This window comes from Chromobacterium indicum (genome assembly GCF_039708975.1).
GTDB lineage: Bacteria > Pseudomonadota > Gammaproteobacteria > Burkholderiales > Chromobacteriaceae > Chromobacterium > Chromobacterium piscinae.
The window spans coordinates 113783-137168 of the sequence record NZ_JAYFSJ010000015.1 but is presented as its reverse complement, the minus strand read 5'-3'; the positions used below and the strand labels follow the sequence as shown (position 1 = coordinate 137168).

General features: G+C 60.9%; 24 protein-coding genes and 1 tRNA gene. 9 read left to right on the top strand and 16 right to left on the bottom strand.

The features are described from left to right. The 5 genes from VA599_RS19380 to VA599_RS19360 form a co-directional block, all read left to right on the top strand. The coding region (locus tag VA599_RS19380; protein WP_346790137.1) for a DUF2345 domain-containing protein at nt 1-264 on the top strand (264 nt) is incomplete at its 5' end. A 10-nt stretch (nt 265-274) separates the two neighbouring features. Continuing rightward, complete coding sequence (locus tag VA599_RS19375; RefSeq protein ID WP_081527249.1) at nt 275-1150, top strand: DUF4123 domain-containing protein; 876 nt, start codon at nt 275-277, stop codon at nt 1148-1150. Nucleotides 1151-1400: 250 nt separating this feature from the next. Continuing rightward, a complete protein-coding gene (locus VA599_RS19370; protein ID WP_231468826.1) occupies nt 1401-2090 on the top strand; it encodes a DUF3304 domain-containing protein in 690 nt (229 codons plus the stop codon). Beyond that, nucleotides 2087-3739: a T6SS phospholipase effector Tle1-like catalytic domain-containing protein gene (locus VA599_RS19365; RefSeq protein ID WP_346790134.1), complete on the top strand. Its 1653-nt coding sequence runs from the start codon at nt 2087-2089 to the stop codon at nt 3737-3739. The genes VA599_RS19370 and VA599_RS19365 overlap by 4 nt, the downstream gene beginning before the upstream one ends. Beyond that, a complete protein-coding gene (locus tag VA599_RS19360; protein ID WP_346790133.1) occupies nt 3732-4991 on the top strand; it encodes a hypothetical protein in 1260 nt (419 codons plus the stop codon). Before VA599_RS19365 ends, VA599_RS19360 begins: the two co-directional genes overlap by 8 nt. Before the next feature lie 67 nt (nt 4992-5058). On the opposite strand, the gene cyoE is transcribed toward VA599_RS19360, so the two are convergent. From cyoE to VA599_RS19310, 10 genes are all read right to left on the bottom strand, one after another. Beyond that, on the bottom strand, nt 5059-5967 hold the full coding sequence (gene cyoE, locus VA599_RS19355) for a heme o synthase (protein ID WP_346790131.1): 909 nt from the start codon (nt 5965-5967) through the stop codon (nt 5059-5061). An 11-nt stretch (nt 5968-5978) separates the two neighbouring features. After that, a complete protein-coding gene (gene cyoD, locus VA599_RS19350; protein ID WP_081527254.1) occupies nt 5979-6299 on the bottom strand; it encodes a cytochrome o ubiquinol oxidase subunit IV in 321 nt (106 codons plus the stop codon). After that, nucleotides 6299-6910 carry a cytochrome o ubiquinol oxidase subunit III gene (gene cyoC, locus VA599_RS19345; protein WP_021478491.1) on the bottom strand — a complete coding sequence of 204 codons (612 nt, stop codon included), beginning with the start codon at nt 6908-6910 and terminating at the stop codon, nt 6299-6301. Before cyoC ends, cyoD begins: the two co-directional genes overlap by 1 nt. Before the next feature lie 15 nt (nt 6911-6925). Next, nucleotides 6926-8968 (bottom strand): cytochrome o ubiquinol oxidase subunit I, encoded by a 2043-nt coding sequence (gene cyoB / locus VA599_RS19340; protein WP_346790129.1) that lies wholly within the window; start codon nt 8966-8968, stop codon nt 6926-6928. 6 nt (nt 8969-8974) lie between these two features. Beyond that, complete coding sequence (cyoA, locus tag VA599_RS19335) at nt 8975-9919, bottom strand: ubiquinol oxidase subunit II (RefSeq protein WP_346790127.1); 945 nt, start codon at nt 9917-9919, stop codon at nt 8975-8977. 744 nt (nt 9920-10663) lie between these two features. Beyond that, nucleotides 10664-10740: transfer RNA gene (locus VA599_RS19330), tRNA-Met, on the bottom strand. Nucleotides 10741-10889: 149 nt separating this feature from the next. Further along, nucleotides 10890-11501 carry a thiol:disulfide interchange protein DsbA/DsbL gene (locus VA599_RS19325; protein WP_021478494.1) on the bottom strand — a complete coding sequence of 204 codons (612 nt, stop codon included), beginning with the start codon at nt 11499-11501 and terminating at the stop codon, nt 10890-10892. 31 nt (nt 11502-11532) lie between these two features. After that, nucleotides 11533-12285, bottom strand: coding sequence for an SPOR domain-containing protein (locus VA599_RS19320; RefSeq protein ID WP_031296816.1), 753 nt, complete (start codon nt 12283-12285; stop codon nt 11533-11535). Nucleotides 12286-12349: 64 nt separating this feature from the next. Continuing rightward, entirely contained in the window at nt 12350-13852 is a 1503-nt protein-coding gene (locus tag VA599_RS19315; RefSeq protein ID WP_346790126.1) for a YifB family Mg chelatase-like AAA ATPase, read from the bottom strand. Between the two features lie 5 nt (nt 13853-13857). Next, a complete protein-coding gene (locus VA599_RS19310; RefSeq protein WP_021478497.1) occupies nt 13858-14145 on the bottom strand; it encodes an accessory factor UbiK family protein in 288 nt (95 codons plus the stop codon). Between the two features lie 310 nt (nt 14146-14455). Here VA599_RS19310 and glnK point away from each other — a divergent pair, with 310 nt between their 5' ends. Together glnK and VA599_RS19300 are read left to right on the top strand one after the other, a co-directional pair. Then, nucleotides 14456-14794 (top strand): P-II family nitrogen regulator, encoded by a 339-nt coding sequence (gene glnK, locus VA599_RS19305; protein ID WP_021478498.1) that lies wholly within the window; start codon nt 14456-14458, stop codon nt 14792-14794. Nucleotides 14795-14821: 27 nt separating this feature from the next. Further along, nucleotides 14822-16132 (top strand): ammonium transporter, encoded by a 1311-nt coding sequence (locus VA599_RS19300; RefSeq protein WP_346790124.1) that lies wholly within the window; start codon nt 14822-14824, stop codon nt 16130-16132. A gap of 115 nt (nt 16133-16247) precedes the next feature. Here VA599_RS19300 and VA599_RS19295 read toward each other — a convergent pair whose 3' ends face one another. The 6 genes from VA599_RS19295 to VA599_RS19270 all read right to left on the bottom strand — a co-directional run bounded on the left by VA599_RS19295 (nt 16248) and on the right by VA599_RS19270 (nt 21031). Then, complete coding sequence (locus VA599_RS19295) at nt 16248-16679, bottom strand: ClpXP protease specificity-enhancing factor (protein ID WP_021478500.1); 432 nt, start codon at nt 16677-16679, stop codon at nt 16248-16250. Between the two features lie 10 nt (nt 16680-16689). Then, complete coding sequence (locus VA599_RS19290) at nt 16690-17292, bottom strand: glutathione S-transferase N-terminal domain-containing protein (RefSeq protein ID WP_021478501.1); 603 nt, start codon at nt 17290-17292, stop codon at nt 16690-16692. Nucleotides 17293-17445: 153 nt separating this feature from the next. Continuing rightward, the gene (locus VA599_RS19285; RefSeq protein WP_346790122.1) at nt 17446-18210 is read right to left on the bottom strand and encodes a cytochrome c1; all 765 of its coding nucleotides are present in this window, start codon (nt 18208-18210) and stop codon (nt 17446-17448) included. A 17-nt stretch (nt 18211-18227) separates the two neighbouring features. Beyond that, complete coding sequence (locus tag VA599_RS19280; RefSeq protein ID WP_166439991.1) at nt 18228-19571, bottom strand: cytochrome b; 1344 nt, start codon at nt 19569-19571, stop codon at nt 18228-18230. Nucleotides 19572-19585: 14 nt separating this feature from the next. Beyond that, nucleotides 19586-20170: a ubiquinol-cytochrome c reductase iron-sulfur subunit gene (petA, locus tag VA599_RS19275; protein ID WP_021478504.1), complete on the bottom strand. Its 585-nt coding sequence runs from the start codon at nt 20168-20170 to the stop codon at nt 19586-19588. A 114-nt stretch (nt 20171-20284) separates the two neighbouring features. Next, nucleotides 20285-21031: a Nif3-like dinuclear metal center hexameric protein gene (locus tag VA599_RS19270; protein WP_346790121.1), complete on the bottom strand. Its 747-nt coding sequence runs from the start codon at nt 21029-21031 to the stop codon at nt 20285-20287. A 350-nt stretch (nt 21032-21381) separates the two neighbouring features. On the opposite strand from VA599_RS19270, the gene rfbB reads away from it, so the two are divergent. Both rfbB and rfbD read left to right on the top strand, forming a co-directional pair. Then, nucleotides 21382-22440, top strand: coding sequence for a dTDP-glucose 4,6-dehydratase (gene rfbB, locus VA599_RS19265; protein WP_346790120.1), 1059 nt, complete (start codon nt 21382-21384; stop codon nt 22438-22440). Nucleotides 22441-22445: 5 nt separating this feature from the next. Beyond that, the gene (rfbD, locus tag VA599_RS19260) at nt 22446-23378 is read left to right on the top strand and encodes a dTDP-4-dehydrorhamnose reductase (protein WP_346790118.1); all 933 of its coding nucleotides are present in this window, start codon (nt 22446-22448) and stop codon (nt 23376-23378) included. Nucleotides 23379-23386: the final 8 nt, after the last annotated feature.

The following is a 23386-nucleotide window of genomic DNA, read 5'->3' as shown; positions in this document are numbered from 1 at the left end:
GTGACGATCACGTCCTGCAAGGAACGCATCGTCGTCAATGCCAAGGACGAGATTCTGTTGACCGCAGGCGGCGCTTATATACGTCTCAAGGGCGGCAATATCGAAGTGCACACACCCGGCACCGTAAGCGTGAAAGCCGCCCAGCACAAGCTGAGCGGACCCGACAACATGACCATCCCGATGCCAGTTTTCCCAGGCAAGCAGTTCTGCTTGCAGTGCATGCTGAATGCGATCAAATCCGGCTCGCCCTTAGCCGGCCAATAAGAGAGGCCCCATGTATTTCGCAATGGACAAGGGGGATGTGGCATCCCTGGCCAACGCCTTGGCTGAGCAAATTGATGCCAGTCCCATGGAGTGGAACTGGTACGCATTAATGGATGCCGGCTTCGATTACAACCATCGCCCGCTGCAATTGGCCACTGCCAACTGGCCACTGTATTTTCAGCCAGAATGGGGGGAGTTGCGCGCAGTATCGCCGCTATTGATCGAATGCCCAAGGCAGAACAATGCCATTCCGGCCAAGCTGCTGCGACACAGCCAAGGTCGGCCAATGCTTGGCTTTGTCGCCAGCGTGCTGGATGTGGAAACATTGCGCGATATCTGGCAGCGCAGCCTGAGCCTAACTACGGCTGATGGTCAACCCTACATTCTACGTTTTGCCGACACCCGCATCGCGGCCACCCTGCCCCAAACCTTGTCGCCCCCATCCTGGCGACGGCTATGCGCGCCTCTGACTCACTGGCTGATCGTCGACCGTGCAGGCACACTGCAGGCGCTGGACCTTGCCCCATCACATCTGGCTGTCGATGAAAAAGATAGTTGGGAGCTCACTGAGCCGGAATTGGCGGGTTTGCTGCGTTCAGCGGAACCCGATGCATTGGCCAATAGACTGAGTCAGGATTTTGCCGAACTATTGCCGGCATCCGGCGCCTTTCTCCACCACTGTTTGCAACGCTCCTGCGCAGCATTGGAAGAGCATCATATTGAAAACGCACCCGATCAATTGATGCTCGCCGTGGCGGCTTGCCTGAGTCAAGGACGCATTTTGGACGACCCCAGACTTCCCCAGGTCTTGCAGAGTCATGCCTTGCAAAAAGACGGCTTAGGCGAAAACCTAGCTTCCTTGCTGGATGACATCTCGGCCCTCTGAGAAATGGAAACACACCCATTCCAAAAGAAAAAATGGCCCGCCCGCATGCTTGTGGTTTCACTTGCAGGCACGTTCATTATTGGTGCCATGTTCTTGATATTTTCTGCGGGGATTATTTACTTCCGATGTTTGCATCCCTTTGAGAAGAGCACAGAGGGTGACTGGTCCGCCCTAAACCATATTTTTTTTCTCATTTTCACTTCACCATTTTTGATTGCTACCGCATTTGCATTGTCTTCGTGGCTAATCCATGGATCGCAGCGAAAATTACTCAAGTTGGCCACAACAGCCTTGCTGTTTCTTTCCTATGGCGGTTTGTATTTTTTTATTCTGTGGCATAACTATCCGCCAAATCCGTAAGCGAGCTATTGCCTCGACCTTTCCACCGACAAGGTGTTGTTTTGAAAGATTGCCGGGAATTAATCAGATGAGAACGATAAAGCCCTGCCGTTTACTGCCTCGCTTTGCTTGGCTGACGGTCATACTATTACTATCTGCCTGTGATGATGCCACGACAGCCATCAGCTATCTCTCAGTCAACCATACGGAAAAACCTATCGACTCGGTCACAGTTAATGATCAAGGAGGGGTGCTCAACGTACCCCCAATGGGCGGTGGCGGTGGCGAAGTTTGCTGCGTAGTGGTGCCGAAAAAGTGGCGTCCAGGGCTGACTGCCAAAATTGGCTGGCTACAAGGTGGACATTATCAACGCGATGCGAATGGCAATCTGGTGATGCGCAATGGCGACAAGATATTCATCGAGGGAACCTGGAAAACCCGTACAGTAGCAATTCCAGAATATCAGGAAAAAGATGCCCAGCACTTCGATATTCACTTTTTGCCCAATGACCAGGTGCTGGTCAAGCTGAGCGATATCATGCCCTATCATCCAGACTATCGCCCGGCATATCCCAAGAATACCCAAGGGGATAAACAATGAGCACGCAAAACCCCGCCCCCTACCCAGCAGGCCAACGCTCACTGAGTGCTCGCGAACAACTGCAACGAGCTCAGGCCATGTCCTGCGTCAGCGGTAAGCAGGAAGCCCAATGCCAAAGTCAGATCCACGTGATGATGTTCTTCGATGGCACGGGCAACAATATCCAGGCTGACTATTACCAGGCGGAATCCGGCAAACAGCGTCCCAGCAATGTCGCCCGCCTATTCATGACGGCGCGAGACAAACCAAACGAGGGCTACTTCCGTTTTTACATGCCAGGAGTTGGTACCCCATTCCCGGAAATCGACGACACGGGGGGAGCCTTGGGCGGTGGCGCCGGCGCGGGCGGAGAGGCGCGCATTCTTTGGGCGCTGACGCGCTTAGTAAATGCTCCCCACCAGTATGTCAACAAAAGCCCCCTTATCGCAGACGGGTTGGCCAAGAAAATTACCAGCAATGCTGGCGGCCTGACCGGGGGCGTCATGCGCAAAGTAATTTTCAATACCTGGCAGGAAAAGCTACAACAGGCGCTGAAGGGACGCAAACCCCAAGTCACGCAGATCAACTTATCGGTATTTGGATTTTCACGCGGAGCCACGGAAGCCCGGGCATTCGTCAACTGGTTGTATCAACTATGTCATCAGCAAAATGGCGCGTGGAGCTTTGCCGGCATTTCAATCCGAACACAGTTTCTCGGGATCATGGATACGGTAGCATCGGTAGGCCTTGCGCAACTGCTGCCAAATACCATACCCGCAACCGGGCACATGGCCTGGGCGGACAACAATCTGACCATTCATCCCGCAGTCGAACAATGCGTGCATTACGTTGCCGGCCATGAAGTGCGTGCCTGCTTCCCGCTGGACACCGTACGGCGCGGCAACTCATATCCAGCCAATACCATCGAAGTCATGTTCCCGGGCTCGCACTCGGATGTCGGGGGTGGTTATGCCAGCGGCGACCTAGGCATACTGCCCGCGCAAAATGGCCAATTGTGCGCGATACCGGGACGCCGGCTGTACGATGCCGCTCGCCAAGCAGGTGTGCCCCTCATGGCAATGGACCAGTTGACTGAACGGGTGCAAAACCTTCTGACGCCGACTCAAGAGGTCATCAACGACTTTAACGCTTATTTGCGTGAAGCCAAGATTGCTCCAGGCTCGACGGAAAAGATGCATCGCCAGCACATGGCCCTATACCTGAGCCAACGATTCAAATACCGGCATGACTTTGCCAAGCGCGCGCCATATCGAACCGCCAGCGCCAAGCATCAGGGCTTTTTGCAGACTACCCAGGCATCGCTGATCAAGGGACTGCGCAAACTCTACGCCGGCGACCCAATGGCCCCTGATTTTGACCCCACCCGCGCCGCCGCGAAAGCAGCCAAACAGGACCAAGAGCTGCAAAAACTAATGCCGATGCTGCCAGAGCAAGGCATGTCCATTCCCAGCGAAGTGCTGCCCGAAACCGATCCCAAAAAGGTCGCGGCCACGATGAATATTCGCCTGCTGACTCCGGCGATTGAGAATTTCCTGGAGAAATATATCCATGACTCCATGGCCGGCTTTATCGGCGATGGGGTAAATGAGGCCAAAATCAATCAGATCGGCCTGCTTAAATTCCGTACCTTGTATGCAGGCAATGAGTAACACGTCGGTCGTCAGCCATAGACTGATGGCAAGCAGCCTGCTCAGTCTATTCCTGAGCAATGCGCATGCCAGCGACCATCCCGACAATGCGGCAGTCACGCTTGGCTGGAACACGCTGCAGCTGCATGCCGATCAAACCCTGGCCAGTCCCCATCCCGGCCAGTATTCGGTGAAAAACCTGTTCGATCCCGATCCGGCCAAAGCCTGGGTGTTTCATGCCGAGCAACCCTACCCTCAGTCGGAAGACATCAAACCGGTTGCGCTGACGCTCACGCTGGCGCATCCTAGCCCGCTGTTCGCCATCGCGCGGGCCCCGGGCTACGCCAAATCGGCTGCCACCCAGTTCCAGAATGCTTCGCCCAAGCTGGTCAAGATCAGCCTGTACCGCGCGGGAGAAGCCAAGCCGTTTGAAACCCGCCTGTTCAAGCTATCCTACCATGCGCGGCAATATTCGGCGGCCCAGCTGCGCCGCGAGCAGGGCGGCATCGCCTTCGCCGACCAAAGCGATCAACGCGTCATCGGCAAGTCCGACAATGCGCTCAACACCGCCGAACGGCTGCTGTTGATCAACCCAGGCGGCGAGCCTATTGCCAAGGTAGAGTTAAGCGTCTCCGCGATTAAAGCGGGCGCCAAGTACACCGACACCTCCATCGGCAAGCTAAGGCTGCTGGATAGGCAGGCCCACAGCCAGTCGACGGAGTATCGGCTGACGCAGTACATCGCGAGCGATCTGGACGCCCAACTGCGGAAGCTCAATGACGGCACGCTATGCCTCGCCTACTCCGTGCAACAAGCCTGGCCGGTACTGGCGCGGCATGCCTGCTCAGCTTCCGCTCCGCGGGCGCAGACCGGACAAGGGGATGAGGAGCTGGAGGATATCCTTTTCACCCACCGCGACTCGGCCAGTGGTGAATACCAAATCCCCTTCGCCGCCGCGCTGCGCGATGCCCAGACCCGCATGGAAGGCGGCAAGCGGCATTTACGCGTCAGCGCTGCCGATCTGCAGAATCAGGAATGGATACTGGCGCGGGACAGCCAAGGCGCATTGCGCGCCTGGTCCGGCATGGCGCTGACCCAGGCCATGCTGGCCAACCGCCGCGACGGCATGGACAAAGCCTATCTGCAGCCACAGGACAGCGCTTATTTCTTCTTCGGCTACGCCCGCTTGCAGCTGGATCCCGCCGCAGGCGGATACCGGCCCAGCGTGTACGGCCCCGCCGGCCGGCAAGACGCCGCCTGGCCGCCGCCTTGACGAGCGGCCAAACAAAAACGGGGAGCAGCGCAAGCTGCTCCCCGTTTGGCATGGAACGGTATCGATCTTAGCGGTAGTGGCCCGCGTCCGCGGTCATCACCACTCGGCTGTGCGGCGGCGTCTGCCCATCCACCGCCATCATCACGCTCAGCGAGGTGATGGTGATGATGGAGAAGAAGAACACCTGGCGCGCCCAGGCGCGGTCGTCGGTTTCGCGCTTGTAGCCGGACAGCGCCATCTTCAGCCACCACAGGCTGGTGGCCACCGCCACCGCCAGGTAGCCGTAGCCGGCGTAGCCGCCGTACACCAACATCACCGTCGCCGCGGCGAAAGCCAGGATGTAGAGCACGATCTGCTGCTTGGCGGCGGAGATGCCCTTCACCACCGGCAGCACCGGAATGCCGGCCGCTTCGTAGTCCTTGAAGCGGAAGATGGCGATCGCGTACGAGTGCGGCATCTGCCATAGGCTGAACATCAGCAGCAGAATGGCCGCGCCCATGTCGAAGCGGCCGGTGACGGCGCAGTAGCCGGCCACCGGCGGCACCGCGCCGGACAGGCTGCCCACCAGGGTGCCGTACACCGAGTTGCGCTTCATGTACAGGCTGTACACGCCGACATAGATCACGAAACCGAACAGCACGCAGCCGGTGGCCAGCGGATTGGTACAGAACCACAGCAGGGCGAAGCCCGCCAGGCCCAGCACCACGCCGTGCGCCAGCGCGGCCTTGGTGCTCATCGCGCCGGTGACCAGCACCCGTTTCTGGGTGCGAGCCATCTTGGCGTCGATGTCCTGATCGATGCAGTTGTTGATCGCGCAGCCGGAGGCCACCACCAGCGACAAGCCGACGACGGTGGCCGCGAGCAGCCACCAGTCGACCGATCCCTGCGCCGCCAGCAGGAAACCGCCGGCGGCCGAGATCAAGTTGCCGAAGATGATGCCCGGCTTGGTGACCTGAAGATAACGCTTGAACTTCAACTCAGCCTCGCTCAGCGCATCATCAGCGCGTCGGCGGTGTAGATGATCCAGATCGACAGGCCTACCAGCAGCACGATCACCATGCCGGTGAACAGGAAGGAGAAGCTGTTCAGCTTGCCTTCCTTGCTGAAGTCCAGGTGCAGGAAATACTTCAGCTGCACCACGATCTGCACCACCGCCATCGCCAAGATGCCGATCAGCGTCGCCTGCTTGGTGAAGGCGCCGCCCATCACCATCCAGAACGGGATGGCGGTGAGGACCACCGACAGCACGAAGCCGACCATGTAGCTCTTCACGGTGCCGTGGCTGGCGTTGTCATGCGCGTGACTCATCACATGGCTCCTTTCAGGTAGACAACGGTGAATACGCAGATCCACACGATGTCGAGGAAGTGCCAGAACAGCGACAGGCAGTTCAGGCGGGTCATGGCGCGGCCGGTCAGGCCGGTCTTGGCCACTTCGGCCATCATCACCCCCATCCAGATCAGGCCGGCGGTCACGTGCAGGCCGTGCAGGCCCACCAGGCCGAAGAAGGCCGACAGGAAGGCGCTCTTCTGCGGACCGTGGCCCTCGGAGATCAGATGATGGAATTCATTGATTTCCAAGCCGATGAAGGCGGCGCCGAACAGGAAGGTCACCGCCAGCCAGCCGAGAACGGCGGACTTGTTGCCCTTGTGGCCGGCGATCATCGCAAAGCCGTAGGTGATGGAGGACAGCAGCAGGGCCGCGGTTTCCACCAGCACGTATTGCAGATCGAAGATGTCCTTGCCGGACACGCCTTCCGCCACGTTGCGGAACAGGACTGCGTAGGTCGCGAACGCGGTCGCGAACAGGATGCAGTCGGTCATCAGGTAGAACCAGAAGCCCAGAACAGTCTGCGAACCGCTGTCGTGGTGCTCGTGGTCGTCGTGCGCGGCGTGCGCTTCTTTTACATAAGTCGTCATGTCAGATTCAACCCGTTACGCGGTAGTGGTCGGACGCGCAGCCTTTTTCGGCTGGGCCGGATCACGCTCGGTGTAGTTGTCGACGTCGATGCCCAGCTTCTCGAAGCGGGCGCGCTCGATCGCTTCCACTTCGTCCACCGGCACGTAGTAGTCCAGGTCGTTGTCGTAGGCGCGCGCCAGCATGCAGCCGACGATGCCCACCAGGCCGACGACGGCCAGCCACCAGATGTGCCAGATCAACGCAAAGCCCAGCACCGTGCTGAAGGCGCCGATATAGATACCCATCGCGGTGTTGCGCGGCATGTGGATCGGCTCGTACGACTTCGGCACGGCGTAAGCGATGCCCTTTTCCTTCATGTCGGTGAAGGCGTCGATGTCATGCACCTGCGGCAGCTTGGCGAAGTTGTAGAACGGCGCCGGGGAAGACGTGGACCATTCCAGGGTGTGGCCGTTCCACGGGTCGCCGGTTTCGTCCACCAGCTTCTTGCGGTCGCGGATGCTCACCACGATCTGCAGCAGCTGGCAGGCAATGCCGGCGGCGATCAGCAGCGCGCCGAACAAGGCGATGTACAGCCACGGCTCCCAGGCCGGGTTGTCGGTGTGGTTCAGGCGACGGGTCATGCCCAGGAAGCCCAGCACGTACAGCGGCATGAAGGCGAACATGAAGCCGATCTGCCAGAACCAGAACGAGGCCTTGCCCAGCTTGTCGTTCAGCTTGAAGCCGAACACCTTCGGGAACCAGAACGACACGCCGGCCAGGTAGCCGAACACGGCGCCGCCGATGATGGTGTTGTGGAAGTGGGCGATCAGGAACAGGCTGTTGTGCAGCACGTAGTCGGCGCCCGGCACGGCCAGCAGCACGCCGGTCATGCCGCCGATGGAGAAGGTCACCATGAAGCCCAGGGTCCACAGGATCGGGGTTTCAAAGCGCAGGCGGCCCTTGTAGATGGTGAACAGCCAGTTGAACAGCTTCACGCCGGTCGGGATCGAGATGATCATCGTCGCGATGCCGAAGAAGGCGTTCACATTGGCGCCGGAGCCCATCGTGAAGAAGTGGTGCAGCCAAACCATGAAGCCCAGCACCGAGATCGCGCCGCTGGCGTAGATCATGGACTTGTGGCCGAACAGGCGCTTGCCGGCGAAAGTGGAAACCACTTCCGAGAAAATGCCGAACGCCGGCAGAACCAGGATGTACACCTCGGGGTGGCCCCAGGCCCAGAACAGGTTCAGGTACATCATGGCGTTGCCGCCCAGTTCCGCGGTGAAGAAGTGGAAGTCCAGGTAGCGGTCCAGCGCCAGCATGGCCAGCGCGCCGGTCAGGATCGGGAAGGAAGTGGCGATCAGCACGTTGGCCCAGGTGCAGGTCCAGGTGAAGATCGGCATGTCCATCAGCTTCATGCCCGGGGCGCGCATCTTGATCACGGTCACCAGGAAGTTGATCGCGGTCAGCGTCGTCCCGATGCCTGATATCTGCAAGGCCCAGATGTAGTAATCCACCCCCACGTCAGGACTGAATCCCAGCTCGGCCAGCGGCGGATAAGCCACCCAGCCGGTGCGGGCGAAGTTGCCCACGCCCAGCGACAGGTTGACCAGGATCACCGCGGACACCAGCAGCCAGAAGCTCAGCGAGTTCAGGAAGGGGAAAGCCACGTCGCGCGCGCCGATCTGCAGCGGCACCACGATGTTCATCAGGCCCGTCATGAACGGCATCGCCATGAAGATGATCATGATCACGCCGTGGGCGGTGAAGATCTGGTCATAGTGCTCGGGCGGGAACACGCCGTGGGCGCCGCCGGTGGCCATCGCCAGCTGGGTGCGCATCATCAGCGCGTCGGCGAAGCCGCGCAGCAGCATGATCATGGCGACGATGATGTACATCACGCCGATTTTCTTGTGATCCACGGAAGTGAGCCACTCTTTCCAGAGATAGCCCCACTTGCCGAACTTGGTGATCAGCGCGAACAGCATCAGCCCGATCAGGCCGGCGCCTCCCAGCGCCCCCATGATGATGGGCTCATGGAACGGGATCGCGTCCAGAGTCAGTTTACCTAACCACATCGATTGTTACTCCTTCACAACCGGCGGCGTGATCGCGGCGCACAGTTCTTTGGTCATCTTGGTCAGCTTGATGGCGTCGTCGCTGTCGGCCAGCGACGGACGAGCGGCCATGTACTTGTGCTGCACGGCCTCGAACAAGTACGGCGTGGTCGACGCGTAGTATTCCACCGGATTGTTTTCGCTAGGCTTGAGCAACTTCAGGTAAGAAGGCGCGTCCAATGCCTTGCCGGAAGCCTTGGCCTTGGCCACCCAGGCTTCGAATTCGGCCGGGGTCTTGGTGGCGACGGCGTTGAACTTCATGCCGGAGAAGCCGGCGCCGCTGTAGTTGGCGGAGAAGCCCTTGTAAGTGCCCGGTTCGTTGGCGATCAGGTGCAGTTGGGTCTGCATGCCCGCCATCGCGTAGATCTGGCCGCCCAGCTGCGGGATGAAGAAAGAGTTCATCGCCGCGTCGGAGGTGATCTTGAAGCTCACCGGGGTATCGGCCGGGAATACCAGCTCGTTGACGGAAGCGATTTGCTGCTCGGGGTAGATGAACAACCATTTCCAGTTCAGCGCCACTACCTGCACCTGAATCGCCTTCTTGTCCGACTCAAGCGGACGATAGGGATCGAGCTTGTGCGTGCTCTTCCAGGTCAACGTCGCCAGGAAGGCGATGATGATGCAGGGGATCAGCCAGACCACGATTTCGATCTTGGTCGAGTGCGACCATTTCGGCTCGTAGGCGGCTTCCTTGTTGCTGGCGCGGTACTTCCAGGCGAAGACCAAGGTCATCACGATCACCGGGATGACCACCAGCAGCATCAGCGCAGTTGCCGTCAGGATCAGGGACTTCTGCTCAGCGGCGATCTGGCCCTTGGGATCGAGAATGCCGCCTTGGCATCCCGACAGCAGGGCGATCACCACAGGCGCCAGCCCCCGCATCAGGCGGGAGGGTCTATGGTTTCTCATCATACGACTTTTCGGGTTAAAAATCCTTTGGCGCGCAGATGCGCAACAGGCGTTGCGAGCCATGCTCCAACGCCAAGAAAACAGTTTCCTGCCGGCCCCATAAGCGGCAGCGCCAGGCGCGGCCGCATGAATCCAGGTCAAACCAGAAATTTAGGGATCGCGGATATTCCGCGACCGGCCCCACCGGCGGCTTGCGCCGGATACGGCGGGAAGCGACTCCACAATCGCTTCCGGACGATGGCGTGACAGCTGAAGATCACTGCCCGAGTGAAACGCCGCACGCGGCGCGGGAAGACAGGAATTCGGCAAGCACAAACATCAACGCCCGGCTCCAACCAGCACTGCGACAAATCGTCGCGGTCGGGTAGCGGGCGGGCGTATTAGAAACAGTTCCAGCCAATATTTCAAGAGTCTTGACTATGATCAAAACCGCGCCGCCACCGAATATGCCATTCAATTGATCAAAATCAAGGACGGCTCTCGCCGTATTCTGCCGCAGCAACAATCACTTAGGACAAAGTCATTAACATGACTTGGACATGTTCGTGATTGCAAACCGTTACAAAAAAATATTTCTTTTGGTACAGCGCCAAACCGGAGAAAGTTTCAACAAGAAGCAAAAATGGAAATCTCAATTGTCCCGCGACGGGAGCGGGAAACTTTGCCGGGGAAAACGCGCGCGATGAAATAGAGACGGCAGAAATGCAAAAAGCCGAATCAAAACATCGATTCGGCTTTTCTGGCATTTGGTTGCGGGGGCAGGATTCGAACCTACGACCTTCGGGTTATGAGCCCGACGAGCTACCAGACTGCTCCACCCCGCGTCAGAGAGATTGCATATTAAGGCAAAGCCAAAAGCGCGTCAAGAACTTTTTACATAAAAGTACCTGCCATCCGCTTTCTTTCCAATCCAACAGGCGCCGCGGCAACAAAAAAGCGGCCCAAAGGCCGCCTTCTCGCTTCAAGCTAACAATCACTTCTTCTCGGCGCGGGCCTTGGCCACCAGCTCGTTCATCACCTGAATCATGCGCTCAGGCGTGCTGGTCACCACCACGTACTTGCCGTTGACGATCACCGTCGGCGTACCCTGGATCTGGTAGTCGCGGGTGATCTTGGTCGCGCGCGCCACCTGGGCGTTGATCCCGAAGGAGTTGTAGGTCTGCAGCAGCTTGGCGCTGTCTACGCCCTTCTGTTGCTTGATCCAGCTGGTGAACTGCTCCGGCTTGGACAAATCCATGCGCTGCTTGATCTGCGCGTCGAAAGCCGGACGATGCAGCTTGTCGAAGGTGCCGGTGGCGTTGAAAGTGGCGAACATGCGGGCGAAGCCTTCCATCGACTTCTGCCACACGATCTGCTCCTTGCGGAAGCTCACGTCGGCCGGCAGCGTCTTGGCCCAGGCATTGAGGGCCGGATCGTCGTCATAGCAATGGATGCAGTGGTAGGAGAAGAATTCGATCACTTCCACCTTCTTGGGGTCGGCCACCGGCTGGGGCGTGCTCAGCATCGTGTAGTCCTTGCCCAGCTGGATCGCGGCATTCGCCATGCCGCTGACCGCCAGCATTGCCAACAACAACCATTTCTTCATGTTCTTTTCCCGTTATTTGGAGAGATGAGACTTACTCGGCGGCCTTCACCACATTGGCGCTGATGCCGTCCTGCTTCAACTGCGCGCGGATGCGCTCCACATCGTCCTGACGGCTCAACGGGCCCACGCGGACCCGGTGGACCATCCCCTTGTCAGGCACGTTGACCGACTGAATCTTGGCCTCGACGCCCAGCAAAGCCAGCTTGGCCTTCAGGTTGTCGGCCTCGTCCTGGTTCTGGAACGCGCCCAGCTGCAAATAAACTTTTTTGGCAGGCGCCGATGCCGAAGGTTCCCCCGAACGCGAGGACTTGGCGTCGGACGTGACGGCGTCCACCTGGCCCGGCAAAATCTTGTAGAAATCGAAGCGCTGCTCATCCTTGCCGGTCTTTGCCGGTGCTTGCTGCGCCGGCTTGGGCTTGGCTTCGTGCTGAGTCGCCGGCGGAGGCAGCGGCACCGTCTCGCTGGAGTCCAGAGTGGCCTGTTGCTGCGCTTGCGCCGGAGCCGGCGCGGCCGGCGTCGTGGCCGAAGCGGCCTCGGAAATGCGGGTGCCCGGCGCCAGCAGCTCGGTCGGCGGCTGCGGCGCTTCCGCCTTGCGCTCGTTCTTGGGCTGGAAGGCGGCCGGCGAGCGGTTCAGATACATCGCCAACCCCACCGCCACCGCTACGCCGACGATCAGGCCGATGATGATGCCCGCCATCATGCCGCCTCCGCCGCTGCGCGACGAGGAGGAATTGCCGCGCCCGCGCGACGGTCTGGGGGAGTTTTTCAGGTCTCGATTAGCCATTCACCACTACCGCTATGTCTGTCGGACAGCCATCATGCCATCCGTATTTAATTGATCAATTCTATCAAGCGCCGCCTTGCATGACGCGCCTGAGCTGGATCGCCTGCAATACATGGTTGCGGCTTATCGTTTCGACGCCCTGCAAATCGGCGATGGTGCGCGAAACCCGCAGTATCCGATGATACGCGCGCGCCGACAAGCCAAGTTGTTGCAAAGCCTTGGCCAGCACCGCCAGCGCGTGCTCGTCGCCGCGGCAATGCGTCTCCAGCGCCTCGCCCTGCAGCGCCGCGTTCAAGCCGCCCTGCCTCGCCAACTGGCGCTCCCTGGCCTCGAACACCCGCCGGCGCACCGGCTCGCTGCCTTCGCCCGGCCTGGAGTGCTGCAGCTCCTCCGCCGTCAAGGCCGGCACCTCCACCTGCAAGTCGATCCGGTCCAGCAAGGGGCCGGAGATTCTACCCCGATACTTCGCCACCTGCTCGGGCGAGCACTGGCAGCGCCCGGCAGGGTGGCCATGATAGCCGCAGGGGCAGGGATTCATCGCCGCCACCAACTGGAAGCGCGCCGGAAAACTGGCCTGGCGCGCCGCGCGCGAGATATGGATCACCCCGCTCTCCAACGGCTCCCGCAACACTTCCAATACCTTGCGATCGAACTCCGGCAGCTCGTCCAGGAACAGCACGCCATGATGCGCGAGACTGATCTCGCCAGGCCTGGGCTCGCTGCCGCCGCCGACCAGCGCCACCGCCGAGGCGGTGTGATGGGGAGAGCGATACGGCCGCACCCGCCAGCGCCCCGGCTGAAAGCCCTGGGATCCCAACGACTGCACTGCCGCGCTCTCCAGCGCCTCCCGCTCGGACAAGGGCGGCAGCAGCCCCGGCAGCCTGGCCGCCAGCATGGACTTGCCAGTGCCGGGCGGCCCCATCAACAGCAGACTGTGCCCGCCGGCCGCGGCAATCTCCAGCGCGCCGCGCGCGATGGACTGGCCTTTGACATCGCCGAGATCGGGATAGTTCGGCCACTCTCCGCCCAGCGCGCCGGCGAACGGCTCCAGCGGCTGCAAACCGTTCAAGAAGGCGCAGGCCTGAGGCAAAGACGCCACCGCGTAAATGGCTGCGCCGCCAACCACAGCGGCTTCCGCCGCGCTGTCGGCAGGCAACACGAAGGCCCGGCCCGCTGCATGGCACTGGCAGGCCATCGCCAACGCGCCGCGCACCGGACGCACCGCGCCGCTGAGCGCCAGCTCGCCGGCGAACTCATAATGGGCGATATCGTCGTTCTTCACCTGGCCGGAAGCCAGCAGGATGCCGATGGCGATGGGGAGGTCGAAGCGGCCGGAGTCCTTGGGCAGGTCGGCCGGCGCCAGATTGACGGTGATCTTGCGGGCGGGAAATTCGAACCCCGAGGTAAGGATGGCGGCGCGGACACGGTCCCGGCTTTCCTTCACCTCGGTGTCGGGCAGGCCGACGATATTGAACGCGGGCAGGCCGTTGGCGAGGTGGACCTCGACGTCAACCTCCGGCGCGTCAAGCCCGGACAGCGCCCTGCTCGCCACCACCGCCAGCGTCATGGCGCTCAGGAGTGGCCGAGTTCGGACTGCTCTTCCGCTTTAGCCGCGGCCTCATCCGGGAACACTTGGTTCTCCAGCCTGGCCAGGCGCGACTCCAGCGCGGCCAGCTTTTCCCGCGTGCGCGCCAGCACCGCCTGCTGCACGTCGAATTCCTCGCGGGTGACCAGATCCATCTTGGAGAACGTGGAAGCCATCATCGCGCGGACGTTTTTCTCGATATCCTTGGCCGGGCTGGCGGCGATGGTCTCGCTGATCTTGGCGCTGATTTCTTCAAACAGTTTCTGGCTCAACATGGTAGCGGCTCCCGCAGTGTCTTGATCTTCAGCCGAGTGTAGCAAAAAGCGCCCTCGCGCTCCCGCATTTCCTGCCCGCAAGGACATGTCAGCCTGTCTCCAGCATTCATCCAGGCCATGCTGCGGCGCAGCGATGCACCAAAACTGTGCAGCATAAGCAGCCCCGGCGCACAAGGAAAGTGCCAAAACGGACAGCGCGGCCTTTTTTGCAGTGCATCACAATTCAGAGAACGCCCATCACGGGCTGGCACGATTCCTGCATAACCATCCGCAGCAGAACCATCTGTCAATCGTCCGAGAAGGAGCCGCCATGAAACTCGTTACCGCAGTGATCAAGCCGTTCAAGCTTGACGAAGTCCGCGAAGCGCTGTCCGCCATCGGCGTACAAGGCGTCACCGTTTCCGAGGTCAAGGGCTTCGGCCGCCAGAAAGGCCATACCGAGCTGTATCGCGGCGCAGAATACGTCGTCGACTTCCTGCCCAAGGTGAAGCTGGAAATCGCCATCGACGACGCGCTGCTGGATCAGGTGGTGGAAGCCATCGAGAAATCCGCCCGCACCGGCAAGATCGGCGACGGCAAGATCTTCGTCTACGACCTGGAGCAGGTGATCCGCATCCGCACCGGCGAAACCGGCGCCGACGCGGTCTGACCGCTTTGTGAAACTGGGGAAACCATAATGAAAAAGATACTCGCTGCAATGGCTTCCGGGCTCGCCGCCCTCTCGCTGCCCGCGCTGGCCGACGCGCCGGCCGGTCCGGCGGTGGTCGCCGCCAAGGTGATCAACTCCGGCGACACCGCCTGGATGCTGACCTCCACCGCCCTGGTGCTGTTCATGACCATTCCCGGCCTGGCGCTGTTCTACGGCGGCATGGTCCGCAAGAAGAACGTGCTGGCCACGCTGATGCAGAGTTTCGCCATCACCGCGCTGGTAACCGTATTGTGGGCCGTGGTCGGCTACAGCCTGGCCTTCACCGTGGGCACGCCCTACATCGGCGATCTGTCCCGCTTCATGCTGGACGGCATGGTGTACATGAAGGATGCCGGCAAGCTGGCCGTGCATCCGCTGGCCGGCACCATTCCGGAATCGGTGTTCATGACCTTCCAGATGACCTTCGCCATCATCACCCCGGCCTTGATCACCGGCGCCTTCGCCGAGCGGATGAAGTTTTCGGCGATGCTGGCCTTCATGGCGCTGTGGTCGCTGCTGGTCTACGTGCCGGTGGCGCACTGGGTATGGGCGCCGGGCGGCTGGATGGGCGACAAGGGCGTGCTGGACTTCGCCGGCGGCACCGTGGTGCACATCAACGCCGGCGTGGCCGGTCTGGTGACCGCGCTGGTGCTGGGCAAGCGCGTGGGTTTCGGCCGCGAGGCGATGCCGCCGCATAACCTGGTGCTGACTCTGGTGGGCGCGTCGATGCTGTGGGTAGGCTGGTTCGGCTTCAACGCCGGCTCGGCGGGCGCCGCCGACGGTCGCGCCGGCATGGCCATGGTCACCACCCAGGTCGCCACCGCGATGGCGGCGCTGGCCTGGATGTTCGCAGAGTGGGCGACCAAGAAGAAGCCGTCGGTTCTGGGCATCGCCTCCGGCGCCGTGGCCGGCCTGGTGGCCATCACCCCGGCCGCCGGCTTCGTCGACGTCAAGGGCGCGCTGATCATCGGCCTCGCCGCCGGCGCGGTCTGCTTCTGGGGCGCCACCGGGCTCAAGCACATGCTGGGCTATGACGACTCGCTGGACGCTTTCGGCGTGCACGGCGTGGGCGGCATCCTGGGCGCGCTGCTGACCGGCGTGTTCGCGGTCAAGGACATCGGCGGCGCCGACGGCAGCCTGGCCACCCAGGCGCTGGGCGTCGGCGTGACCATCGCCTACTGCGGCATCGTCACCTTCATCCTGCTGAAACTGGTGGACATCGTGCTGGGGCTGCGCGTGGCCGAGGACGGAGAGCGCGAGGGCCTGGACCTGGTGCTGCACGGCGAGCGCGTGGAATAAGCCGCCAGAATCGAAGATTGTTGTGTAAGGGACTTGGCGGGGCTTCGGCCCCGTTTTTTTTCGTCATTCAAAATGAAAAACCGGCCAGAGGCCGGTTTTGATCGATGCGACAAGCTTACTTGACGATACGCAGGCTGGGACGCCCGCTTGGGCGGTTCGGCGACGGATCGTCGCCGCCGGAATCCGGCGCGTCCTCTTCGGCGCTGACCGGCTTCAGGCTGGCCGCCTCCTCGCTCATCGGCTCCACCTCGAAGCCCATGCCTTCGCCGGTCTCCCGGGCGAAGATGGACATCACGTTGCCGATGGGCACCCAGATGTCGCGCGATACGCCGCCGAAGCGGGCGGAAAACGACACCCACTCATTGTCGATGCGCAGGTTCTTGGTTGCGGTATCGGCGATGTTCAGCACGATCTCGTTGTTCTTCACGTACTCGAGCGGCACATCGGTGCGGCTGTTCACCCACACCACGATGTACGGGGTGTAGCCATTGTCGCCGCACCACTGGTGCAGCGCGCGCAGCATGTACGGCTTGGTGCTGGAGCTCATCGCGTCTCCTTTACTTGCGCATCGCCTTTTCGGACGGGGTCAGCGAATCGATGAAGGACTGGCGCTGGAAAATGCGCTCGGCGTACTTGAGGATGGGAGCGGAGCTCTTGCCCAAGTCGATATTGTAGTGCTCCAGGCGCCACATCAGCGGGGCGATGGCCACGTCGATCATCGAGAAATCGTCGCCCAGCATGAATTTCTGCTTGGAGAAGATCGGCGCGATGGTGGTCAGGCCGTCGCGGATCGCTTCGCGCGCCTTGGTCGCTTCTTTGCCGGTGGCGCCGGCTTCCAGCGTTTTCACGTGAATGAACAGCTCGTTCTCGAAACGATGCAGGAACAGGCGGGCGCGGGCGCGCATTACCGGATCGGCCGGCATCAGTTGCGGGTGCGGGAAACGCTCGTCGATGTATTCATTGATGATGTTCGACTCATGCAGGATCAGGTCGCGCTCCACCAGAACCGGCACTTCGTTGTACGGGTTCATCACAGCCAGATCTTCCGGCTTGTTATGGATATCCACATCGATGATTTCGAAATCCATCCCTTTTTCGAAGAGCACGATACGGCAGCGCTGACTGAACGGGCAGGTGATTCCGGAGTAGAGGGTCATCATGGCGGAGAAAATCCTTGACTAACTTAAAAAATGAGTGCAGCGCGCATTCTAGCACCTTCCAGTGGCCACATTCCAGTCTTTCAACACAACATCATGATTGTAAAAAGAAAAAAGGCGGAATCTCTTCCGCCTTTTTCAACTCGTCCGACGGCTTTAGTGCACGTCGCGCCAGTATTCCTTCTTCAACAGATACACCAGCGGGAACAGCAGCAGGCCGAGGAACATCACCACCACGTAGCCGATCTGCTGGCGTTTCACCGCGGCCGGCTCGCCCATATAGACCAGGAAGTTGGTCAGGTCGCGCATGCGGCGGTCGAACTCGGCGGTATTGGCCTTGCCATTCTCCAGCTTGGTCAACGTGCCCGCCTTGACCAGCTCGAGCTTGTGCTCCTCCTGGCCTTCGGCGCTCTTCACCGTTTTCAGCTCCTGCTCGCCCTGCCATTCCCAGAAGATGTGCGGCATGCCCACCTTGTCGAACACCAGGTTGTTCCAGCCGGTCGGACGGGACGGATCGCGATAGAAACCGCGCAGATAGCTGTACAGATAGTCTGCTCCGCGGGAGCGGGCGATCAGAGACAGGTCCGGCGGCGTCGCACCGAACCAGGCCTTGGCATCCTGCTTGTTCATCGCGATGTTCATCTGGTCGCCGATCTTGGCGCCTTCCGGCATCAGGTCGGCCTTGATCTGCTCCTCGGTCAGGCCGATATCCTCCAGCCGGTTGTAGCGCATCATGCTGGCCGAGTGGCAGGACAAGCAGTAGTTGGCGAAGATCTGCGCGCCGCGCTGCAGGCTCTCGGTGTCCTGGATGTCGATGTTCGCCTTGTCGAGCTTGGGCCCGCCCTCGTTGGCGAAGGCCGGCATCGCGACAGGCAGCGCCAGCGCCGCGGCGGCGATCAGGTGACGGATCTTGTTTTTCATTTTCCTTATCCCCTTGCTTACACGTTCATGGCGAACAGCGCGGCCAGGAACACGGTCAGCGCCACCATGGCCACAAACTGGATCTGGCGCTTGGCGTTGGTATCGGTCACCCGCTCCGGCACCGGGACGCTGCCCACGTCGTTCTTGGTGTAGAACGGCATGCCCAGGAAGAAGGCGAAGTAGATCACCGAGAAGATCTGCGAGATCAGCGTGCGCACTTCGGTCGGCGGCATCGCGCCCAGAATGCCCAGGCCGATGAACGCGGCGATGAACAGGATCAGCGCGATCTTGAACTTGGGACCGCGATAACGGATGGACTTGATCGGCGAGCGGTCCAGCCACGGCAGGAAGGCGATCAGCACCACGGCCGCGCCCATCGCCAGCACGCCCCACACCTGGGTGCCGGCGAACGACGGCACGGCGCGCAGGATCGCGTAGAACGGCGTGAAGTACCATACCGGCGCGATGTGCGGCGGGGTCTTCAGCGGATCGGCCTGGTCAAAGTTCGGATGCTCGAGGAAGTAGCCGCCCATTTCCGGCAGGAAGAACACGATCACCGAGAACACCACCATGAACACCACGACGCCGAGGATGTCCTTGATCGTGTAGTAAGGGTGGGAATAGATGCCGTCCAGGTACAGGCCGGTATTCGGGTCCTTGGGCTGCTTCTTGATCTCCACGCCGTCCGGGTTGTTGGAACCCACTTCGTGCAGGGCCATCAAGTGGGCCGCCACCAAGGCCAGCAGCACCAGCGGCACCGCGATCACGTGCAGCGCGAAGAAGCGGTTCAGCGTAGCGTCGGACACCACGAAGTCGCCGCGTATCCACAGCGACAAGTCAGGGCCGATCACCGGGATGGAGCCGAACAGGTTGACGATCACCTGGGCGCCCCAGAACGACATCTGACCCCAAGGCAGCAGGTAACCCATGAAGGCTTCGGCCATCAGGCACAGGAAGATCAGCGTGCCGAACACCCACACCAGTTCGCGCGGCTGCTTGTATGAGCCGTAGATCAGGCCGCGGAACATGTGCAGATACACCACGACAAAAAACATCGACGCGCCGGTGGAGTGCATGTAGCGGATGATCCAGCCGCCGGCCACGTCGCGCATGATGTACTCGACCGAGGCGAAGGCGACCGGGACGCCGGCGGCGTTCAGCGTGCCGTCCGGCTTGTAGTTCATGGTCAGGAAGATGCCGGTGACGATCTGCAGCACCAGCACCAGCATGGCCAGCGAACCGAAGAAGTACCAGAAATTGAAGTTCTTGGGCGCGACGTACTTGCCCCATTGACTTTCCCACAGGGCGGTCAGCGGGAAACGCTCGTCCACCCAGTTAAGCAATTTTTGCGCTTTGCTCATTTTTCGCCCTCAGCTTATTTGTCGTCGCCAATCAGCAGGCGGCTATCGGACAGATACTTGTGCGGGGGGATTTCCAGGTTCTTGGGCGCCGGCACCCCTTTGAACACGCGGGCGGCCAGATCGAACTTGGAACCATGGCAGGGGCAGTAGAAGCCTCCCAGCCACTCCGGCCCCAGGTCGGCGGGAGCCAGGTCGGGCCGGAAGGTCGGCGAACAGCCCAGGTGGGTGCAGATGCCGACCGCCACCAGGAATTGCGGCTTGATCGAACGATTTTCGTTCTGGCAGTACTTGGGCTGTTGATCGACTTCGGATTTCGGATCGACCAGCTTGGGATCGTTCTTGGGCAGGTTCTTGATCTGCTCGGGCGTGCGGCTGAGCACCCACACCGGCTTGCCGCGCCATTCGACGTTGATCTTCTGGCCGGCTTCGATCTTGCCGATGTCGACCTCGACCGGCGCGCCGGCCGCCTTGGCCCTCTCGGACGGGAAAAAGCTCATGAAAAATGGCGTGGCCGCGCCGACTACCGCAACACCCCCAACAGCGCTGGAAGCGATCGTCAGAAAACGACGGCGCCCCGTATCGACTTGCTGTTCACTCATTACAGTCATCCTCAATCGTGGAAATCGAGCCCTAAACCGCTGGATTTTACCCGATTACTAGTAGGGACTTGAAGCTTCTATGCAAATAAATTGAGCGAGACGCCAGCAACTTGCTTAAACAGGGTTATAAACGTCAATAAATTCGACATTTATGCCAGAGACTTGCGCCAAATGCTCGCCTAGTGCCTTGATGCCAAAGCGTTCCGTGGCATGATGTCCAGCGGCGATGAATGCCACATCGCTTTCCATCGCCATGTGGTAATTCTGTTCCGATGCTTCGCCGGTGATGAAAACGTCAACCCCAAGCGCGATCGCATCGGCGAAAAAACCCTGCGCCCCGCCGGTGCACCAGGCCACTCGGCGTGTCGGCTTGTCCTGCCGCCCGAGCAGCTGCGCCTGTCGCCCCAGCGCCCCGGTCACATGCTGGGCGAAGGCCGCGGCATCGCCGCCGCCCGACCAACCGCCATGCCAGAGCAGGTTCTGCTCGCCGGCCTGCCCCGCAGGCTCCAGCCCCAGCGCCTTGCCCAGCTGCGCGTTGTTGCCCAGCTCCAGATGCCCGTCCAGCGGAAGGTGATAAGCCAGCAGGCTGATATCGTGCTGCAGCAGGGCGCGGATGCGCTGCTTCTTCATGCCGCAGATGCGCGCGTCCTCGCCTTTCCAGAAATAACCGTGATGCACCAGGATCGCGTCCGCCCCTTTTTCCGCCGCGGCATCGATCAAGGCCTGCGATGCCGTGACGCCGGTCACCACCTTCCTGATCTCGCCCCGCCCTTCCACCTGCAGGCCATTGGGCGCGTAATCCTTGTAGCGCCAAGGCTCAAGACAGGCATCCAAAATATTCTGTACGTCATTAATCTGCATGGCCTTCATTTCCTCAATATTGATTACTGACGGAGCTTTGTCATTATTCGCGACGGTTCTGTCGAATTGCGCGCAGAATTCCCGTCGCTTTGCCGGATGTTTTTAAAGTGGATAAAATCAACGGAATTATCCGCCCCCGCGCGATGGTTCCCAGTCATGGGGCATCCGGCTTCGCCCGCAATGCCATGCAGCGATATGAGCTATTCTCGACATCGGCGGATGGCATTCGGCGCCAACTCCATCACTTTCACCGGCGAGCCGTTTGCTGCGCTCCCCTGCCCGACAAAGCCGGCGCGCAGAGATCCACTCAAGCGCATGCGGCGGGAAACTCGATCATACAGGAAGCTTCAATGACCATTCTCGTTACCGGCGGCGCCGGCTTCATTGGCGGCAACTTCGTTCTCGACTGGCTGGCCGGCCGCGAGGAAGCCGTTGTCAATCTGGATGCCCTGACTTACGCCGGCAATCTGGAAACCCTGCACACGGTCAGCGCCAAGCCCAACCATGTTTTCACGCATGGCGATATCGGCGACCGGAAACTGGTGGCCAAGCTGCTGCGCGACCATCGTCCGCGAGCCATCGTCAATTTCGCCGCGGAAAGCCATGTGGACCGCTCGATACACGGCCCGGGCGATTTCATTCAGACCAATATCGTCGGCACCTTTAGTCTTCTGGAATGCGCGCGCGAATATTGGAACGGGCTGGAAAGCGGCGAGCGCGAAGCCTTCCGCTTTCTCCATGTTTCCACCGACGAGGTATACGGCACGCTGCAGGCGGAAGATCCGCCCTTCGCCGAAACCAATCGCTACGAGCCGAACAGCCCCTACTCCGCCTCCAAAGCGGCATCCGACCACCTGGTGCGGGCCTGGCATCACACTTACGGCCTGCCGGTGCTGACCACCAATTGCAGCAACAACTACGGTCCTTATCACTTTCCGGAAAAACTGATCCCGCTGGTCATCCTGAACGCGCTGGCCGGCAAGCCGCTGCCCATTTACGGCGACGGACGGCAAGTCCGCGACTGGCTGTACGTCAAAGACCATTGCAGCGCGATCCGCCGTGTGCTGGAGGCCGGCAAGCCAGGCGAAACCTACAATGTCGGCGGCTGGAACGAGAAAACCAATCTAGAAGTGGTCAGCGCGATCTGCGGCATCCTGGATCAACTGAAACCCCGCGCGGACGGCCAAGCCTATCGAGAACAGATCCAGTTCGTCGCCGACCGCCCCGGCCACGACCGCCGCTACGCGATCGACGCGCGCAAGCTGGAACGGGAATTGGGCTGGAAACCCGCAGAAACATTCGACAGCGGCATCCGCAAAACCGTCGAATGGTATTTGAGCAACCCGGTCTGGATAGAGCATGTCAGCAACGGCAGCTACCGGGACTGGCTCGACAAACACTACGGATGAGCGCCATGGCCCGCATACTGATCACCGGTAAAAATGGCCAGCTCGGCCATGAGCTGCAACGCTCACTGGCGCCGCTGGGCGAGCTGATCGCCACCGACAGGCAGGAATTGGATCTGTCCCAGAGCGGGGAGCGCATCGAACAGGCTCTGGATCGCCACTATCCCGACATCATCGTCAATCCGGCAGCCTATACCGCGGTGGACAAGGCCGAAAGCGACGAGGAAACCGCGAACGCCGTCAACGCCGACGCCGTCGGCGCCATCGCGCGCTGGGCCACCCGCCGCGGCGCGCTGCTGGTGCACTACTCCACCGACTACGTATTCAACGGCGACGGCGAGCGCCCCTGGCGTGAAGACGACGCCACCGGCCCACAATCGGCGTATGGCCGCAGCAAGCTGGCGGGCGAGGAGGCCATCCGGCTCGCCGCCCCGCATCACCTGATACTCCGCACCAGTTGGGTGTTCGGCGCCCATGGCGCAAACTTCTTGAAGACCATGCTGAAACTGGGACAGGAGCGAGATGCGCTCAAGGTCGTCGACGACCAGATCGGCGCGCCGGCCCCCGCCGCCCTGATCGCAGACATCACCGCCGAGCTGATCCGCGAGTATCTAGCCAAACCGGCTGGATTCGCATTCGGCACCTACCATCTGGCGCCCCGTGGCGAAACCAGCTGGCATGGCTATGCGGTCTACCTGCTCCAGCGCGCCGCCGAATCCGGCCTGGCGCTTAAAATCGATCCCGCAAACATCCAAGGCATTCCCAGCAGCGAATACCCACTGCCAGCCAAGCGCCCCGCCAACTCCAGGCTATGCTGCGACAAGCTGCAGGATACTTTCGGCATCGCGCTGCCCGAATGGAAAAGCGGCGTAGACCAAGTGCTGGCCCAACTGCTCAGCCCCGCTGCCAATAGCGGCCGGCCGCCGCGGGAATGGCCATAGGAAACCGA

Excerpts from the sequence above, each read along its gene's own strand:
- VA599_RS19375 (WP_081527249.1), top strand. The coding sequence starts at position 275 with ATGTATTTCGCAATGGACAAGGGGGATGTGGCATCCCTGGCCAACGCC.
- VA599_RS19370 (WP_231468826.1), top strand. The coding sequence starts at position 1,401 with ATGGATCGCAGCGAAAATTACTCAAGTTGGCCACAACAGCCTTGCTGT.
- VA599_RS19365 (WP_346790134.1), top strand. The coding sequence starts at position 2,087 with ATGAGCACGCAAAACCCCGCCCCCTACCCAGCAGGCCAACGCTCACTG.
- VA599_RS19360 (WP_346790133.1), top strand. The coding sequence starts at position 3,732 with ATGAGTAACACGTCGGTCGTCAGCCATAGACTGATGGCAAGCAGCCTG.
- cyoD (WP_081527254.1), bottom strand. The coding sequence starts at position 6,299 with ATGAGTCACGCGCATGACAACGCCAGCCACGGCACCGTGAAGAGCTAC.
- cyoC (WP_021478491.1), bottom strand. The coding sequence starts at position 6,910 with ATGACGACTTATGTAAAAGAAGCGCACGCCGCGCACGACGACCACGAG.
- cyoB (WP_346790129.1), bottom strand. The coding sequence starts at position 8,968 with ATGTGGTTAGGTAAACTGACTCTGGACGCGATCCCGTTCCATGAGCCC.
- cyoA (WP_346790127.1), bottom strand. The coding sequence starts at position 9,919 with ATGATGAGAAACCATAGACCCTCCCGCCTGATGCGGGGGCTGGCGCCT.
- VA599_RS19325 (WP_021478494.1), bottom strand. The coding sequence starts at position 11,501 with ATGAAGAAATGGTTGTTGTTGGCAATGCTGGCGGTCAGCGGCATGGCG.
- VA599_RS19320 (WP_031296816.1), bottom strand. The coding sequence starts at position 12,285 with ATGGCTAATCGAGACCTGAAAAACTCCCCCAGACCGTCGCGCGGGCGC.
- VA599_RS19315 (WP_346790126.1), bottom strand. The coding sequence starts at position 13,852 with ATGACGCTGGCGGTGGTGGCGAGCAGGGCGCTGTCCGGGCTTGACGCG.
- VA599_RS19310 (WP_021478497.1), bottom strand. The coding sequence starts at position 14,145 with ATGTTGAGCCAGAAACTGTTTGAAGAAATCAGCGCCAAGATCAGCGAG.
- glnK (WP_021478498.1), top strand. The coding sequence starts at position 14,456 with ATGAAACTCGTTACCGCAGTGATCAAGCCGTTCAAGCTTGACGAAGTC.
- VA599_RS19300 (WP_346790124.1), top strand. The coding sequence starts at position 14,822 with ATGAAAAAGATACTCGCTGCAATGGCTTCCGGGCTCGCCGCCCTCTCG.
- VA599_RS19295 (WP_021478500.1), bottom strand. The coding sequence starts at position 16,679 with ATGAGCTCCAGCACCAAGCCGTACATGCTGCGCGCGCTGCACCAGTGG.
- VA599_RS19290 (WP_021478501.1), bottom strand. The coding sequence starts at position 17,292 with ATGATGACCCTCTACTCCGGAATCACCTGCCCGTTCAGTCAGCGCTGC.
- VA599_RS19285 (WP_346790122.1), bottom strand. The coding sequence starts at position 18,210 with ATGAAAAACAAGATCCGTCACCTGATCGCCGCCGCGGCGCTGGCGCTG.
- VA599_RS19280 (WP_166439991.1), bottom strand. The coding sequence starts at position 19,571 with ATGAGCAAAGCGCAAAAATTGCTTAACTGGGTGGACGAGCGTTTCCCG.
- petA (WP_021478504.1), bottom strand. The coding sequence starts at position 20,170 with ATGAGTGAACAGCAAGTCGATACGGGGCGCCGTCGTTTTCTGACGATC.
- VA599_RS19270 (WP_346790121.1), bottom strand. The coding sequence starts at position 21,031 with ATGCAGATTAATGACGTACAGAATATTTTGGATGCCTGTCTTGAGCCT.
- rfbB (WP_346790120.1), top strand. The coding sequence starts at position 21,382 with ATGACCATTCTCGTTACCGGCGGCGCCGGCTTCATTGGCGGCAACTTC.
- rfbD (WP_346790118.1), top strand. The coding sequence starts at position 22,446 with ATGGCCCGCATACTGATCACCGGTAAAAATGGCCAGCTCGGCCATGAG.